The following is a 16,297-nucleotide window of genomic DNA, read 5'->3' on the forward strand; positions in this document are numbered from 1 at the left end:
CAGCAACCGCCGTTGCCCACCGCCTGCCGGCTATTCCATGTGAAAGTTTCCATTCTCTCACTCATTTTTGGCATAACGCAAGCCTCAACATCCTGTGCCAGACACTATTCAACTCCTTCTCAGAGTTCACAAGCAAGGAAATCCCGAGGACCGCGCCACATTAACGCTCCAGATGAACTGCCGCTGAGTCATTCAAATTGCCAGGACTCATTTATCACTACCTGCTTTGGTCTCTTTTTCAGCTCCCAGGCTGATTGAATTCGAGTCCACTTCAATTATCTTCAAATGATTCAATCTGAACGTCGTCTCCATCGCATAAATCAGTTCCTCCTTCGTGGGCGGAGTCCGCACTTCAAATAATATCGGATTCCCGCCCAGCTTCGAAGGGACATAAGTCTTATCCACCAATTTGGCATAAAACCGGGCCAACCTATCGGCGACAGGGAGCGGCTGCGCATCCGGAGGATCCCCAAACAATTTTGTATATGCTTGCGCGGAGAAATTGGTGATCTCCTGTGACAACGTTTGTGGCGGCCTCTTGGGCCTCGAAATTAAGGGCCTTGTTGTAAGCAACGGGACCTTCCCGGGCTCGATCACCGACTTGGACGAATTCGGTTTCGGAGCCTTTGCCAGAATGTGCGACACCTGATTCAAAGGAACCACCTGCACCAACTTTTCACCATCCTCCACCGGCACCAGGCCATTCAGGACCATCAGCGTATCCAGTGCATAAACGGTTTCTGCCCGGGACAAAGGCTTTTGACTTCTGACATGAAACCTTGCTCCCACCAACCAGGCCGGGCGTAGAACAGTGCATTGCTTCAACTCAGCGTATAAGCCAAGAAACATGTTCTCATCTGCCGAGCCAAGGTTAAATTCCCCCATGGGATTTTTGCCGTCAGTCGAAACTTGCGGCAACTGAATCTTGGACAACTGCGTCATTGCCGGTGAATTGCTCCATTTCGTCGGTGTCACCCGAACAAAATTGTCGCCGATTCGGGTTATCTGAAACCCGTTTTCGGCCATCACGCCCTCGATTCTCATCGCCGCCTTCTTCGTGTCCGCCAGGATATCCACATTGGTGGAAACCATCACCTCCGGCATGGCTCCAGGCATTAAAACTGTTCTGCCGGTCGATTCGCCATAAATCGTCATCAACTGCGATGTTAATTTCCTTTCGACTGTGGCGGCCGGCTTCGGGGACGGTTCCTGCGCCAGAGTCGGCAAAATCAGTGACGTGATAAGGAAAACCAACATCAGGCGAGGAATGCAAATTGAGGATGAAGCGGAATAATAAATGAATTTCCTTCTCACACCCTGTTTTGTAACCATTTTCTCCTCATCTGCAAGTAATTATCCTTCGAATGAGGTCATACGAATTGCGAAGGGATGCCCAGCCGGCCGGAGGATTATGGCTTGCCGGACCTGCGAAGAAAATTTCATCGACTCTCCAAAACAAATTAACTGCGAAACATTTTGCCAATTGCACCTTCCACACGTACGGTGTCTGGAAAGGAGATCGATATGCGCGTAATTCTTCAAAACACAAAAACTCTGCTTTATTATCAAGCCACGGAAGCGTGGACACCCGATCCTGCTTTGGCCAAGGATTTTGTGAACATGAAAATCGCTTCCTATTTTGTTCAGGGGATGAAAGCGGGAACGGTGGACATCATCATGGACTTGGGCGCATACACTTACAACGCCCGCCTTCTTTCGACCATGAAAAAGTCGGTCCAGACAGGAAGCACTAACCGCCTTCAATCATGAATTCCCGCAAATTTCATCGCTGACTGGGGCGAACACCCCATTACAACCAAAGCCCGCTATCGATACAAATTACCCCGCACCCTAAATTTTTTCCCGGGAACCAAGGAGTCCCGGGTTTTTTATTTTCAAAATAGGTTCACTCCCGATCGGACCGGCCCGTATCTTTGTTCGCTGAGTCTATAACATCTTGGAAGTATGTGTGCTTACGTCGCTTTTTGGCGTGCTCTCAAGCGACGAACAGCTTTCAGTTGGTTTCCTGCTGTTTCGTCGGGGTTATACCGGCAGGAGGGATTTTGGTTTGAGGCAAGGCGGAGGCCGCAGGCGCGATCCTTAGATAGCGACCAAGCCGACAACGCCGCCTCAAAGAAGTGTGTCAGAGGTTGGCTGAACGTAATTGCACCAGACCTCTTTCTTTGGCCTTGCCTCTCAGCGCCGCCAACGATTATTTCCTCCTCCACCACGGCGAGACGCAGACGCGCCTTGTCGGCCACTTCCATTTCCGCGCGGATGACTGCCGCCCGAGTGCCTCGCTGGCTGACTTGGACGCGCATTTCCCTGCATCGGAGGACGCTCCCGGTCGCCCGCCTGGACCGCTGGTGCCGCCGCATTATAGTCAAAACCCTCCGCTTTTTTGCGCACGATGCCACGCCCAATAAATCGCTCCAACGATCGCAATGTGCCGTGATCTTCAGACGTCACGAAACTGATCGCATCACCCACCGCGTGCGCCCGTCCAGTGCGTCCGATACGATGAACATAATCCTCGGCGTGCATCGGGAAATCATAATTAACCACGTGCGAAATTCCATCCACGTCGATTCCGCGCGCCGCAATGTCCGTCGCCACCAACACCCGCACCGCTCCGGACTTGAAATCCTTCAAGGCCCGCAAGCGCTGGTTTTGCGAACGATTGGAATGCAGCGTCGCCGTCTTTATCCCCTTGTTTTCCAAGTTACGCGCAATGCGATCAGCACTGTGTTTCATGCGCGAGAAAACGAGTACCATGTCCATGCTCGGATCACGCAATAAATGCACCAGCAACGCTGGCTTTAAATGCTTGGGCACCTCATAAACCAGTTGTGTAACGGTCTCGGCTGGATTTGACCGACGCCCAATTTGAACCGTCTTCGGCGCATGCTGAAACTCATGCGTGAGCCCTTCAATCTCCCTGGAGAGCGTGGCCGAGAAGAGCAACGTCTGTCGCTTCCGTGGCAGCGCCTTCACAATCTGGCGTATGGAAGGAAGAAAGCCCATGTCCAGCATCCGGTCTGCTTCATCCAGCACGAGGAAGTTTATACCTGAAAAATCTCCATGCCGCCGGTCCATCAGGTCGAGCAGCCGGCCAGGCGTCGCAATCACCATATCCACCCCCGAACGCAATGCCTGTATCTGGGGATGTTCCCCCACCCCGCCAAACACCGTCGCCACCTTCAGCGGCAGATGCTTCGAGTAGGCCCGCACATTCTCCTCGATTTGCACCACCAACTCCCGCGTCGGCGCCACCACCAACGCACGAATCCCCCGCTGGTTTGCTTCCCGTTTCATCCCAGCCAACTTCGCCAGGATGGGCAGCACAAACGCCGCCGTTTTACCGGTGCCAGTTTGTGCAATGCCAATCAAATCGTGGCCTGCAATAATTTGCGGAATCGCCGCAGCTTGAATGGGTGTCGGTTCCGTGTAACCAGCTTCCTGGACGGCTTTAAGAATATTGGCATCGAGGCCAAGGGTGCGAAATGACATATAACTCAATCAGTATGAGGCTATGTCACACAATAGCACGCTTTTAAATGTCGCGCCTGCCTCGTCTTCTCTGTCTTCACCATCCTCCCGAACAGTTTTCCGTCCCTTCTCCGCTTTGTGGTCTTTGCGGTTGCTCCACTTCCGTTTGGACGTTCAATATTCAGTGTTGAAAGTTCGATGTTTTGTATTTTCACCATCCTCCACCCTCGCTTCAATGTTTCTCCACCACCCGATAAAACCTCCTCGCATAGTTGCTGCCATTCGTATCCACAAACCTTAACTCACCGTTCGTAATTACCGGGCTGTTCGTTAAGCCAATCCAGGTGACAAGATCACTGCTCGCCTGCAGCTCGAATGCACCTAAAGCATTCGATCCCGGCGGTCCTCCATTGATGTAATGAGAGGTGAAAGAAAAGGAACGATCTGGCATGCTTGCCGCGCTGCCCAAAACCTGGGGTAACAAAAAGCCCAGCACTGCATCGCTGCTGAAAGCAATGATCGCCCCGTTTGACACCCTGACAGCATAAGTGCCGGCATCAGCTTGCGTCACATTGGTGAGGGTCAAACTTGTTTGTGTCGCACCCGACAGATTCTGTCCGTTCTTCAGCCATTGATAAGCCAAAGCCGCCGTGTTGGTGGCCTGCACGCTGAACGTCACATTGGTCCCCAGCACCACACTTTGACTCACCGGCTGTTGAGTAATGACTATTGGATCGGGTGTAAACAACACCTGATCCACCCAGCCGGCATCCTGCCCATCGCTTACGCTCGCGTCTTTGGAATAAATCCAGTAAAGTGTGTGCGATCCGGCCGGGATGCTGAAGGTTTCCAACTCCCAATCCACCTCGCCTGAAATCGCTGCAAAATTCGTTCGGCCATCCGGGTCTAACGTGAACTTCAACAAATCAAATCCTTCCTCCGAGGAAACTTTCCACCAAAAGGTCACCTTTCCTGGCCCGACTACCGTGGTCTGTAGCATGGATTGCTGGTTGTTCGTGATCGCCCCGCTTTGTGCCGCACCATCCCCATCGTGCGAAACGCGAACCTGAGGAAACCAGATTCCGCTAAGCGCATTGGATGGGCCGAAGGTGGTAAAAGAGTTTGTGGAATTCATCGCAATGGCCACAGTTCTCGGATTGGCCGTGCTCAACACTGCCGTGGCGCTGTTCGCCTGTCCTACTACGTTGGAAACCAGCAACCGATATCCTCCCATGTCCTGTCCCTGAACATTCGTCAGCCTGAGAGTCGTATTGGTTGCACCAGGGACAATGATTCCATCATGCTGCCACTGGTAGGTCATTGGTTGTATTCCCCCCGCGAGGTTCTTCGGTTGCGCCCCAACTGCGAAAGCCGTCAGTTGCACATTGGTGCCTCTGGTCAGGAACTGGCTGAAGGGCTGCACTTTTATAACCGGTCGCCCATCGCCAGTCAGCGCAACATAAAAAGTTCCTTCATACCCGCCCACCGCCATCGCAAACACGTTGACCAGCCCATCCGGAACTGAGTTCACCTTTTGTCCCCAGGGCACAACTGTTCCATCTTTTCTTAGCGCGATCCCCATGAACCCCGTATTGGCAATGGCTACCACATTGCTCAGTCCAGTTGGAAAATTTTGCACGGCTTGCCCCCATTGCATTAACCTGCCATCCGCGTTCACAGCCACGCACAGGCCCTGCCCTCCGGCAATGGCTACAATATTCGTCACATTGTTTGGCACCGTGCGCTCCAACGAACTTCCTCCCCAAACGACGACTCTGCCATCCACCATCAAGGCCATGCTGCTATATCGGCCAGCCGCAATGCTCACTACGTTGGATAAGCCCGCCGGCACACTCGTCTGTCCGAATCCGTTATATCCCCACGCTACCACCGTCCCGTTGGAGCGCAATGCCATGCAATGCTGCGAACCTGCCGCAATCGCCACCGCATTGGTCAGGCTGGCTGGAACACTCGTTTGATCGTATGCGTTGTCTCCCCACACCACCACCCTGCCATCGGTTCTTAACGCCATGCTCTTCAGGCCCCCGGCGCTTATGGCAATCACATTCGTTGCATTGGTCGGAGTATTGGTCAATGAACCTAGCTGTGAGTATTGGGCAAACCAGGAAACGGTCGTGCCATCAGCTTTCAAAGCCAGCACGTGGTAGTCCCCCGCTGCGACTGCCACCAAATTGGATAATCCCGCCGGCACGTTGGTGGGAATGGTCGCGTTCAGATTACCACCCCATAAGGCCATCTCCGATACAGACAACAATGCTTTCGCACTGACCGCCTCTCCAAATGCATTGGTCACCGCCACATTGTAGTAACCACCCTGCCCATAACTAACTGAATCCAATGTGAGTATCGAATTCGTTGCGCCTGGCAGGTCTATTCCGTTAAATCGCCATTGATAACTCAAAGGCAGCGATCCCAGAGCCTTGATCGCCATGCTCAAACTTCCGCCTGGCGTCGCATTCTTGTTGGTCAATTGTTGCACGATATACGGCGCGCTGTCGGTCACCAAAAGTGAAATCGGCGCGCTTTGTGCCACACCATAGGCATTGCTGATCACCAGCACGTAATCGCCGGACATCGACGGCTGCATATTGAACAGCGTCAGACTGTTTAGGTTGGCTCCAGCGATGTTCGTCCCGCCAAAAAGCCATTGGTAACTCAACGTAGGCGTGCCAAGCACATTTGCGGACAGCGTCACAGAAGCTCCCGCCTTCAATGTCTGATTGGATGACTGCTGCAACACCAGGGGCGGGCTGATAACGAATAATGTCGCGTCCAAACTCTGCACTGATCCCAGCGCATTACTCACCACAACTGAATAATTCCCCGCATCAGAAAACTGCAGGCTGTTTATCGTCAATGTTGAATTGGTGCTGCCACTCACATGCGCATCATCCATCACGTTGGAACCTCTTAATTTCCATTGAAAGCTGATCGACTGGTAGCCTGCGACACTCACCGAGAACGTGAGATTGGAACTGTATGTCCCCACGTTACTCTGCGGATTTTGTATAATTTGAACCGGACCTTCTGACACTAACGCCAGATTATGATAGGCACCTCCGGCTATCGCCGTTGCCAATAATCCCGCCGGCACACTTCTCTCGCCATGGAGATTCCCTCCCCAGATCACTACCGTTCCATCCGACTTCATTGCCAGGCTTCGATCGGAGCCCGCCGCAATGGCAACGACATTGGAAAGTCCTGCCGGAACAGCGCTCTGTCCGTAGCCGTTGCTTCCCCATGCGAATACAACCCCGTCACCCCTCAACGCCAAGGAATGATAATCCCCTGCCGCCACGGCTACGATATTGGACAAACCCGCGGAAAGATTGGTTTGACCATTACTGTTGTCCCCCCAGGCGACCAGGGTGCCATCGACCTTGAGTGCCACGTTATGTACAAGGCCTCCTGCCATGGCAATGACATTGGTCAAATCCGGTGGAATGTTTGTCAGTGCTGGATCTCTGTTTCCCCATCCAATCAATGTGCCATCTGCCTTAAGCGCGAGATTATGGTCTGCACAGGCTGCTATCGCTATCACGTTTGACAATCCTCCGGGTATGGACGTCTGACCTAAAGTATTGTCTCCCCAGGCAAAGACTGTTCCATCTGCTCGCAAAGCAAGCATGTGAAACATGCCGGCAGAAATGGCTTTTACATTGCTCAGACCGGCAGGAACATCGGGAATTACGTCGTAAGATGGATTCCTCCCCCAAACCACGACCGTTCCATCCACCTTAAGCGCCGCACTGAACGAGCTTCCCGCAGTTATTTCTTTAACTCTTCCCAAACCCAGTGGCACCGTTGTCTGCCCATACTGATTATCACCCCACGCCGCCACCAACCCCGCTCCACTGGCGCTGGACGTCATCCAAAACCCCATCAACACAAGAATAAATTGTGCTCCGCTCGAGAGTTGCTTCCGCCAAAGTTTCATAGTTCCTTAGGTTTCACTTCTGATGATTCAAACTGGCATGCGCATACGCGATTGCACTGCTCGTAGGTCCGACCAGCTTGTCCTCCTGTGTTACCTCTGTGATGATTTGTTGTCGATGTGCGTTCCTCAGCACATCCTGTGCGTCTCGCTGCACACTTCTTTGGCAAACCGTGCTGGATTTTTATCCACCAATCAGGATACTTGCCTCCATGATTTTACAAAAAGGCGAGAAGGTTCACATGATTCACCGTCGGCTGCTGGACAAAGACCCGCATCGTCATTTCGTCGGCATTGTGGATGCTTACGAGAATGGTGTCGCCCGCGTCACCGGCCACATGTACACCGTTGATCCAACAAAATTTTCCTTCTTCAAACGTCCGGAAAAGCGAACCCGCATCGTCTCGCTCATTTCAGGGGATGTGTTTGTCAATATCCTCCCTGAGGCTGTTGATTTGGAGGACATCACCTACAAACAGGAAAAGAAATCGGTCCGCGTCACCGACTGTAAGGACTGGCATATGGATATTAGCGAGTTCGCCTGGCGTTAGGCAGCTTTGGCGCTCGGAGTGGTTTGCTTCGCCTTCCCACCCAATAGCAAGCGCAGGCTGTTCATCACCACGATCACCGTGCTGCCTTCGTGTCCCACCACGCCAAGGGTGAGCGGAATTTTGCCAAGCATCGCGAACGTCACCAGCACCACGACTGTCCCAAGCGAAATCACCAGGTTCTGCCGGATTACCCTTCGTGCGCGCTGACTCAGTCGGAATGCCGCCAAAAAGTTCTCCAATCGGTCATGCATCAATACCACCTCCGCCTGCTCCAAAGCCGCGTCTGCCCCCCGCGCTCCCATTGCCACCCCCACATCAGCTACCGCCAAACTGGGTGCATCATTCACGCCATCGCCGATCATTGCTACTTTTTGTCCCTGTTCCACCAACTCCCGAATCGCCGCCACCTTTTGCTCGGGTTTCAATTCCGCACGCACATCGTCCAAATCCAGTTCATCCTTCAAATGTTCCGCCGCCGCTTTGCGGTCGCCGGTAAGGACAATGGATTTTAATCCTTGTTCGCGGAGCTCTTCAATCACCTGCCGCGCCTGCGGGCGTATATCGTCTCGCAACACTATGCGCCCCACCAAATCACCTTCGGTAAGCCATACCTCGCTAAAGCCAGCCTCAGTCGGTGGCACTTTTTCAATGACAGTTAAACATTCCCCGTCCGCAAGCCAATCCCGTTTTCCCAACCGGCAAATCCTGCCCGCGCGCCGCGTCTCCAATCCTGCGCCCGTAACGGATTCAAAATGCTCGAACTCGATCACCTCGAGCTGTCGCTGTTTTCCATGCCGCGTGATCGCCCGCGCCAGTGGATGCGTCGAGAGTCGTTCCAGCGAGTAGGCGAGTTGCGCAATCTCCCGCTCGCGTCCCGGCGGAAAGCTCTCCACTTTTTCCACGCGCAGTTCTCCCGTCGTCAGCGTCCCTGTTTTGTCCAAGGCAACCGTGTTCACTCCCGCCAGTTTCTCCACCGCTGCACCGCCGCGGAACAAGATTCCATGCCGCGCTCCCCAGGCAATCGCCGCCAGCACCGCTGAAGGAATGGACAACACCAGCGCACATGGTGACGCCACCACCAGCAACGTCATCGCATGATAAAACGCGCTCTTCACATTCCCCTGCGAAGTAAAAGGTGCCTCTTTGAGAACCAGCCACCAAACGAAGAACATGCCGAACGACAAGCCCAGGACCACATAAGTATAAATGGTGCTGAACCTGTCCGTAAACCGTTGGGATGGTGCTTTCTGTTGCTGGGCCTCCTTGATGAGATGAATAATTTTCTGCAACGCACTCTCCTTGGCTGCCCGCAACACTATCACTTCTACTGCTCCCCAAAGATTAATCGTTCCCGCCAGCACGGTATCACCAACCGTCTTATCCACCGGCGTTGCCTCACCGGTCAAATTAGACTCATCGCTCGCGGTCTGCCCCTTCACAATTTCGGCATCAGCTGGAAATTGCGCTCCCGGCTTCACCAATAATCGCATTCCCGTACGCAGCCGTTCCACCGCCACTTCACTCTCCTGTCCGTTTGCACCCAGAACTATCGCCACCTTCGGTGCTTCCTTGAACAAGGAGTTGATCTCACGGTGAGTTCTCCCGAGGGCAAAATGTTCCAGCCCACCGGAAAGCGAAAACAGGAATAGCAAGGTCGTCCCTTCCTCCCACGCCCCAATGGATGCGGCCCCGATCGCCACCGCGATCATGAGGAAATGCACATCAATCTCCCGATCCCGCAACTTCTCCCAGACCTCCTGGGTCGTGTACCACCCTCCGGCCAAATACGCTAAAACAAAACTCCACGTCGCCAATTGGCTTGTCCCAAGAAAATACCCCGCCAATCCAAACACACCACACAAACCCGCCGCCACCAACTGCCCCTTCCATTCATCGAGATGCTCCTCATGCTCGATAAATTCCACGTCCCGCTGCACCACCCGTGGCCAGGGTATACTCTTCCATCTCCAGAATCTGGGCGCAGTTGGACAGGTTATTCGAGCAATGGTGGTTAAAGGGCCTTCCTGTTTAATGCTGACAGCCTGCTTCTCTCGGGCATCGAGTGGGACACTGCAGCCCGTGCAATCTCCGTCACCGGAAATCAGGCCACAGGCGATTCGTTCCGCCTCTGCTTCTGCCTGCTCGATGGTCTCCGAAATCTTCTGCGTCAGCCGCGGCACATCAGCCTTACCCAGTGTTGCGACGGAAATTGTCCTTTCCACCCGGTTCACCGTGACCGCTTCCAAGGCCGGCTCGTCCGCCAAAACCCGGCTTACAGCTCGGGCCAAACATTTACTCTCTTCAGTCTCTGTGCTGCTGGATGGCAACAAACTCATGTCTTTTATTTCCCCAGAATTTAACATAACTCTTCATTGCATGGACAATGATAAGATTTTTCCCGCATGTGCCTCTCTCCCAAAGCCTAGGCCTTGTCCAACACGTGTTCCAGCATTACTTTCTGCCTGAGGCCATGCCAAACATGTTCGATGCCGGAATAGTAAACTTAAAATAAATCGGTGGAACTCTGAGCCTGTTTTTGGTTATTTTGAAATCAGAAGAGGATGTTACTTACGCCAAACGAAATGGGAAATATAATGGAAGCCAATGAGAAGATGGGAAAATGCAACACGAGTAATCGCACTATTATCGCGTGGGTCGAAGAACAGGCCAAACTCTGCCAGCCCGACGAAATCTTTTGGTGCGATGGTTCTGAATCGGAAAAGGTATTGCTGACCGCCGAAGCCGTCGACAAAGGCATACTAATCAAACTCAACCAGGAAAAGCTTCCCGGTTGTTATTATCATCGCTCCAACCCCAATGACGTGGCGCGCGTCGAACAATGCACTTACATCTGCACCGAAACCCGGGATGAAGCTGGCCCCACAAACAACTGGGCAGCTCCGAAGGAAATGTATCAAAAGCTGCTCGGCCTGGCCCGTGGCAGCATGCATGGCCGCACCATGTATGTCGTTCCCTATCTCATGGGGCCACTCGGCTCACCCCTGACCAAGGTAGGCATTGAACTGACGGATTCCATCTACGTTGTGCTCAGCATGCGCATCATGGCCCGCATGGGTGATGTGGCCTACAAACACCTTGGCAATCGCGATGATTTCAATCGAGGCCTCCACTGCATGCTGGACGTTAATCCCGAGCGGCGCTACATCTGCCATTTCCCACAGGACAACACCATTATCTCCGTCGGCTCGGCCTATGGCGGCAATGCGCTGCTGGGAAAGAAATGTCTCGCCCTCCGTATCGGCTCTTATTTGGGTCGCAAGGAAGGCTGGATGGCCGAACACATGCTCATACTGGGCGTCGAATCCCCAACCGGCGAAAAAACCTACGTTGCCGCCGCTTTCCCCAGCGCTTGTGGCAAGACTAACTTCGCCATGATGATTCCTCCAGCTCACTTCAAAGGTTGGAAAATCTGGACGGTTGGCGATGACATTGCCTGGATGAAACCCGGTCCCGATGGCCGCCTTTACGCCATCAATCCGGAAGCCGGTTATTTTGGCGTGATGCCTGGCACCAATTACAAGTCCAACCTCAACGCCATGAAAAGCATCCAAAAGGATACCATCTACACCAACGTGGCGCTCACCCCCGACCTCGACGTCTGGTGGGAAGGCAAGGATGGGCCGCCGCCAAAGGAGTGTCTCGACTGGCGGGGCAATAAATGGACTCCTGAATCAAAGGAGAAAGCCGCTCATCCCAATAGCCGCTTCGCTGCTCCCATGATCAACAACCCCATGCTTGCACCCGAAGCCAACGATCCCTCTGGCGTCCCCATCAGCGCCATCATCTTTGGTGGCCGCCGGGCCGACACGATGCCGCTCGTCTTCCAAGCATTCAATTGGATTCACGGCGTCTACGTCGGTGCCACCATGGGTTCAGAAATGACGGCGGCCGCTGCCGGAACTCTCGGGCAGGTCCGTCGTGACCCCATGGCTATGCTCCCGTTCTGTGGCTACAACATGGGCTATTACTTCCACCATTGGATTATCATGCGGAAGCTCATCAAATACCCGCCTCGAATCTTCCACGTGAACTGGTTCCGCAAAGACGCAAATGGAGAATTCCTCTGGCCCGGCTTTGGCGAGAACATGCGTGTGCTGAAATGGATTGTGGATCGCTGCAAAGGCCGCGCCAATGCCAATGAAACTCCGCTGGGCTGGGTGCCGGGCCCTGAAAGTTTCGATTTGGGAGGTCTGGAAGGCTATACTCCCGAGAAGCTATCCCAAGCCCAAACCATCAATTATGAAGATTGGCGCCGCGAACTCCTCCAGCAGGACGAACTCTTCATGAAACTTTACTCAAATCTGCCGAAGGAAATGATTTTCCAGCGTGAACTGCTGGTTTCCCGGCTGTAACCCTTCTCATACGGAAACAAAAAACCCCGAGCTTTTTAAGTCGGGGTTTTAGCTATTGCAAACCGATTACTTGCCTGCCGCGGCAGCAGCCTTCGGAGACATCAAAACGCTCTTCGAAACTGCCTTGCTGCATGAGGACTTATTGCTGCAGCAGTCTTTTTTGTCAGCGCTGCAAGCCACTTTGTCCTTGCCCGTGCAAGGCTTGGCGTCACCAGCGTAACTGGAAGGAGCCAAAGCAAGAGCGGAGATTGCGATACAAAATATAAACTTTTTCATAAAATTCAGATGGAAAATCATTAGTTGCCTGTCCTCAACTTTATTGCTGCCAGGCGCTTAAGCCGTCTTTGTTTTGTGGTGATGTTTCTTGTGATGCTTATGATGCTTTTTATGGTGCTTGTTGTGATGTTTCGCTCCAGCAATGGTAGTGGGAGCTGCTGAAACTTCAGTCGTAAGCAGCGGAGAACATGCAAATGCTGCCAGAACCAACATTAGGATAAGTTTTTTCATGGGTAAACCAATAGGATAATGAAACGATTTCTTTGTCAATCCCGCGTTTTTCACACTGTCTGACCTATAGGACATCAATTCGTTCAATTTGGTTACAGTGTTTATTCAAAAAGAACCGAACTTGCCGGCTTTGGCGGTTTCTTAGCCTTGACGACTAACCTTGGCTTTATTTGGTGATATGGTATATAAGGGTTGGTAACTTCGTTCGATTGTTTCCGTACCCCGGTTCACCCGCTTATGGGGTGTCGCCTATGCCAATGACCAATTCGACGAGCGAAACTGATCATGCTGCCGCTTCGGCAGCGGAAACCGCGCGTACGGAACAATCATCGCAAGCGCGTGACCAGCAATATCGTCTGCTGGCGGAAAATACCGTCGTGGGAATTTGGCAGATAAATCCGGCTGGTGAAACTCTTTACATTAATCCCGCCATGCTGCGAATGTTGGAGCTGGAAAAACCTGAAGACCTTGCTGGTCGCACGCATCATTCCTTCTTCACACCCGAATCCTTGGTTTTGATGGCCAATGAGCACGATACGCGCAAAGTTGGTACCAGTTCTAATTACGAGGCAGAACTTCTCAGCCGCAACGGACGTAAACTACCTGTCCATGTATGTGGTTCACCCGTCTTAAACCCTGATGGAACTCTGCAAAGCCTTATTGGCACCTTCCTTGATAACACCGCCCGCAAGCAGGCGGAAGAATCCGCACGGAAGAGTGAGGAGTTATTCCGCGCCATCGTCGAGGACCAAAATGAATTTATCGTGCGCTGGAAACCTGACGGCACTCTGACCTTCGTCAATCAAGCCTATTCCCGTTTCTTCAACCAATCGAAAGAAGGATTGATTGGCAAAAGCTTCTATCCTTTCATCCCGGAGGAAGACCGCGAGATGATTCGTCAGAAAGTCCGTTCTCTCACTCCGGACCATCCTGTAGCCTCGGATACTCATCGTGCCATCTTACCCACCGGCCAGGTCTTCTGGCAGCAATGGTCAGATAGAGGGTTGTTCGACAAAGATGGAAATCTGGTGGAACTCCAATCGGTTGGCCGTGACATCACAGCTCGCATCGAAACTGAAGAGGAGCTCCGTCGGAGCGAGGAAAACTACCGCACTCTGGTCGAACAATCTCAAGACCTGATCTGGGCCATCGATCTTCAGGCACGATTCACTTTCCTCAACCAGGCAGCCTACAAGACGCTGGGATATCGTCCCGAGGAGCTTCTCGGCAAACCCTTTACTGAGTTTGTCCCACCGGAGCATGTGCCTACATACCAGGCCGCCTTTGAGGAAAATATTCGCACCGGAAAGGACACGCTGGATTACGAGAGCTTCCTGGTCCGCAAGGATGGCACGATTGTGGCACTGAGCGCCAATGCAACGGTCATCCGCGATTCTCAAGGAAATCCTGTGGGTATCACCGGCATTTCCAAGGATATTTCCGAACGCATCCGTGCGGAACAGGCCCTGAAAGATAGCGAAAAACGTTATGAACTGGCCGTCAGTGGCTCGGCTGCTGGTTTGTGGGACTGGAATATTTTGACCGATGAAATTTACTACGCCCCAAGGCTGAGGGAACTCCTCGGTTACAGCCAAAACGAATTCCCAGATCGTCTTTCCTCAGTAAATGAGAAACTTCATCCTGATGACTACGAACGTGTTTGGGCTGCCATACGTGAACACCTGGAGCGCCGGACCACTTATAATATCGAGTTTCGCCTGCTCACCAAAACTGGCGATTACCATTGGTTCCTTGGTCGTGGCCAGGCCCTTTGGGAGGAATCCGGCAAACCATACCGGATGGCTGGCTCAATCTCGGACATCACTGAACGCAAATACACCGAACAGGCCCTGCGCGAAAGTGAAGAAAGATTCCGCCAACTGGCGAACACCATGGATGAGGTGTTCTGGATGAATTCGCTGCTTCCCGAACGCGTTCTCTATGTGAGTCCCGCCTTCTTCCGCATTTGGGGTGTTTCACCAGAAGCTCTCTATCAAAATCCGCGCCTGTGGCTGGAATCGATTATCCCCGGGGACCGCCAAAGAGTTCGCGATCTTTATGACAACTTTTTCAAAAATAAGGCGGTCCCCACTTATTCCGCAGAATACCGCATTCGGCGTTCCGATGGTTCGCAACGTTGGATTTCCGACACTGGCTCCAAAATCAAGAATGAACGGGGGGAGGCCTATCGAGTTTGTGGTATTGCAAGGGATGTTACTGAAAGAAAGCTCGCAGAAGAAAACCACGCCGCTTGGGAAGCCAAACTGCAGCAATCACAAAAAATGGACGCCATTGGCCGCCTGGCCGGTGGCATTGCTCATGATTTCAATAACATTCTGACCGTCATCTCAGGAAATGCCCGGATGGCGAGACAAGACCTGCCCGCCGGGCATTCACTTCAGGAACACCTCACAGAAATCGAAAAATCCTCCGAACGCGCCACCGATTTGGTCAGGCAAATTCTGGCTTTCAGTCGCCAGCAGGAAATGGAACGCAAGCCGCTCTACCTGGCCCCTGTGGTTGAGGATGCTGTAAAATTCCTCCGATCCACCCTGCCTGCATCGATCGAAATTCGGTCGAATTACGAATCCCATCTCCTTCCTATTTCAGCCAACGCCACCCAGGTGAACCAGGTGATCATGAACCTTGGCACCAATGCGAGCCATGCCATGAATAACAACGGCCTGCTGGAAGTGAGGCTGGATATGGTCACGGTGGATGCCAACACCGCTGGCACAGTCCCTGATCTGCACCAGGGCAGGTACGTTCGCCTCTCGATGCAGGATGCCGGCTCTGGAATCGACACGAGTATTCTTCCCCACATTTTTGATCCGTTCTTCACGACCAAGTCACCTGGCCAGGGCACCGGTTTGGGACTGTCCGTCGTGCACGGCATCATGAAGAGCCATGGCGGTGCCGTCACGGTTGAAACGGAAGTCGGAAAAGGCTCTGCTTTCAACTTGTTTTTCCCTGCTCTTGAGGTCGAGATACCACCCTCGAAACCCGTGGAAGCGGATGAAGCCCAGGGTCACGGTGAACGCATTTTGTTCGTGGATGATGAACACTCGATCGTCTTCATTACCACGCGCATGCTCAAACGGGTGGGTTACAACGTCACCGGATTTACCAATCCTCTTGAAGCCCTCGCTGCTTTTAAGTCGGACCCTGATCAGTTTGACCTTGTTGTCACAGATATGTCCATGCCGTACCTGGATGGACCACGCTTGATTGTGGAAATCAAAAAGATCCGACCCGACATCCCCATCGTAATGACCACCGGTTACATCCGCTCTCAAGATGTTGAAAGCGCAAAAGGTCTTGGTATCGCCGAGCTGATCCTAAAACCGAATACCATCCACGAATTGGCTCAAACCCTTCACACCATCCTCGCCCGCCGCCTGAAACCAAACACTCCGCCTTAA

The 16,297-nt window shown here is 52.9% G+C and carries 8 protein-coding genes; 4 read left to right on the forward strand and 4 right to left on the reverse strand.

The annotated features are described in order from the left end of the window. Positions 1-207 precede the first annotated feature (207 nt). A complete protein-coding gene (locus tag CFLAV_RS14770) occupies positions 208-1,257 on the reverse strand; it encodes a hypothetical protein (protein ID WP_150107433.1) in 1,050 nt (349 codons plus the stop codon). A gap of 267 nt (positions 1,258-1,524) precedes the next feature. Here CFLAV_RS14770 and CFLAV_RS14775 point away from each other — a divergent pair, with 267 nt between their 5' ends. Then, positions 1,525-1,770: a hypothetical protein gene (locus CFLAV_RS14775; RefSeq protein ID WP_007415565.1), complete on the forward strand. Its 246-nt coding sequence runs from the start codon at positions 1,525-1,527 to the stop codon at positions 1,768-1,770. A 426-nt stretch (positions 1,771-2,196) separates the two neighbouring features. On the opposite strand, the gene CFLAV_RS14780 is transcribed toward CFLAV_RS14775, so the two are convergent. Both CFLAV_RS14780 and CFLAV_RS32355 read right to left on the reverse strand, forming a co-directional pair. Further along, positions 2,197-3,510 carry a DEAD/DEAH box helicase gene (locus CFLAV_RS14780; RefSeq protein ID WP_007415566.1) on the reverse strand — a complete coding sequence of 438 codons (1,314 nt, stop codon included), beginning with the start codon at positions 3,508-3,510 and terminating at the stop codon, positions 2,197-2,199. Positions 3,511-3,721: 211 nt separating this feature from the next. After that, on the reverse strand, positions 3,722-7,447 hold the full coding sequence (locus CFLAV_RS32355) for an immunoglobulin domain-containing protein (RefSeq protein WP_007415567.1): 3,726 nt from the start codon (positions 7,445-7,447) through the stop codon (positions 3,722-3,724). A gap of 209 nt (positions 7,448-7,656) precedes the next feature. Here CFLAV_RS32355 and CFLAV_RS14790 point away from each other — a divergent pair, with 209 nt between their 5' ends. Continuing rightward, complete coding sequence (locus tag CFLAV_RS14790; RefSeq protein ID WP_007415568.1) at positions 7,657-7,995, forward strand: hypothetical protein; 339 nt, start codon at positions 7,657-7,659, stop codon at positions 7,993-7,995. Here the strand turns inward: CFLAV_RS14790 and CFLAV_RS14795 are convergent. After that, on the reverse strand, positions 7,992-10,331 hold the full coding sequence (locus CFLAV_RS14795; protein ID WP_050785784.1) for a heavy metal translocating P-type ATPase: 2,340 nt from the start codon (positions 10,329-10,331) through the stop codon (positions 7,992-7,994). The two genes, CFLAV_RS14790 and CFLAV_RS14795, sit on opposite strands and share 4 nt — an antisense overlap. 246 nt (positions 10,332-10,577) lie before the next feature. Here CFLAV_RS14795 and CFLAV_RS14800 point away from each other — a divergent pair, with 246 nt between their 5' ends. Next, positions 10,578-12,368: a phosphoenolpyruvate carboxykinase (GTP) gene (locus CFLAV_RS14800; RefSeq protein ID WP_040548879.1), complete on the forward strand. Its 1,791-nt coding sequence runs from the start codon at positions 10,578-10,580 to the stop codon at positions 12,366-12,368. A gap of 758 nt (positions 12,369-13,126) precedes the next feature. Further along, positions 13,127-16,297 (forward strand): PAS domain S-box protein, encoded by a 3,171-nt coding sequence (locus CFLAV_RS32360; protein ID WP_050785771.1) that lies wholly within the window; start codon positions 13,127-13,129, stop codon positions 16,295-16,297.

The organism is Pedosphaera parvula Ellin514, from assembly GCF_000172555.1.
Taxonomy (GTDB): domain Bacteria; phylum Verrucomicrobiota; class Verrucomicrobiia; order Limisphaerales; family Pedosphaeraceae; genus Pedosphaera.

Coding starts and splice junctions, on each gene's coding strand:
- CFLAV_RS14770 (WP_150107433.1), bottom strand. CDS start 1,257: ATGTTGGTTTTCCTTATCACGTCACTGATTTTGCCGACTCTGGCGCAG.
- CFLAV_RS14775 (WP_007415565.1), top strand. CDS start 1,525: ATGCGCGTAATTCTTCAAAACACAAAAACTCTGCTTTATTATCAAGCC.
- CFLAV_RS14780 (WP_007415566.1), bottom strand. CDS start 3,510: ATGTCATTTCGCACCCTTGGCCTCGATGCCAATATTCTTAAAGCCGTC.
- CFLAV_RS32355 (WP_007415567.1), bottom strand. CDS start 7,447: ATGAAACTTTGGCGGAAGCAACTCTCGAGCGGAGCACAATTTATTCTT.
- CFLAV_RS14790 (WP_007415568.1), top strand. CDS start 7,657: ATGATTTTACAAAAAGGCGAGAAGGTTCACATGATTCACCGTCGGCTG.
- CFLAV_RS14795 (WP_050785784.1), bottom strand. CDS start 10,331: ATGAGTTTGTTGCCATCCAGCAGCACAGAGACTGAAGAGAGTAAATGT.
- CFLAV_RS14800 (WP_040548879.1), top strand. CDS start 10,578: ATGGGAAATATAATGGAAGCCAATGAGAAGATGGGAAAATGCAACACG.
- CFLAV_RS32360 (WP_050785771.1), top strand. CDS start 13,127: ATGCCAATGACCAATTCGACGAGCGAAACTGATCATGCTGCCGCTTCG.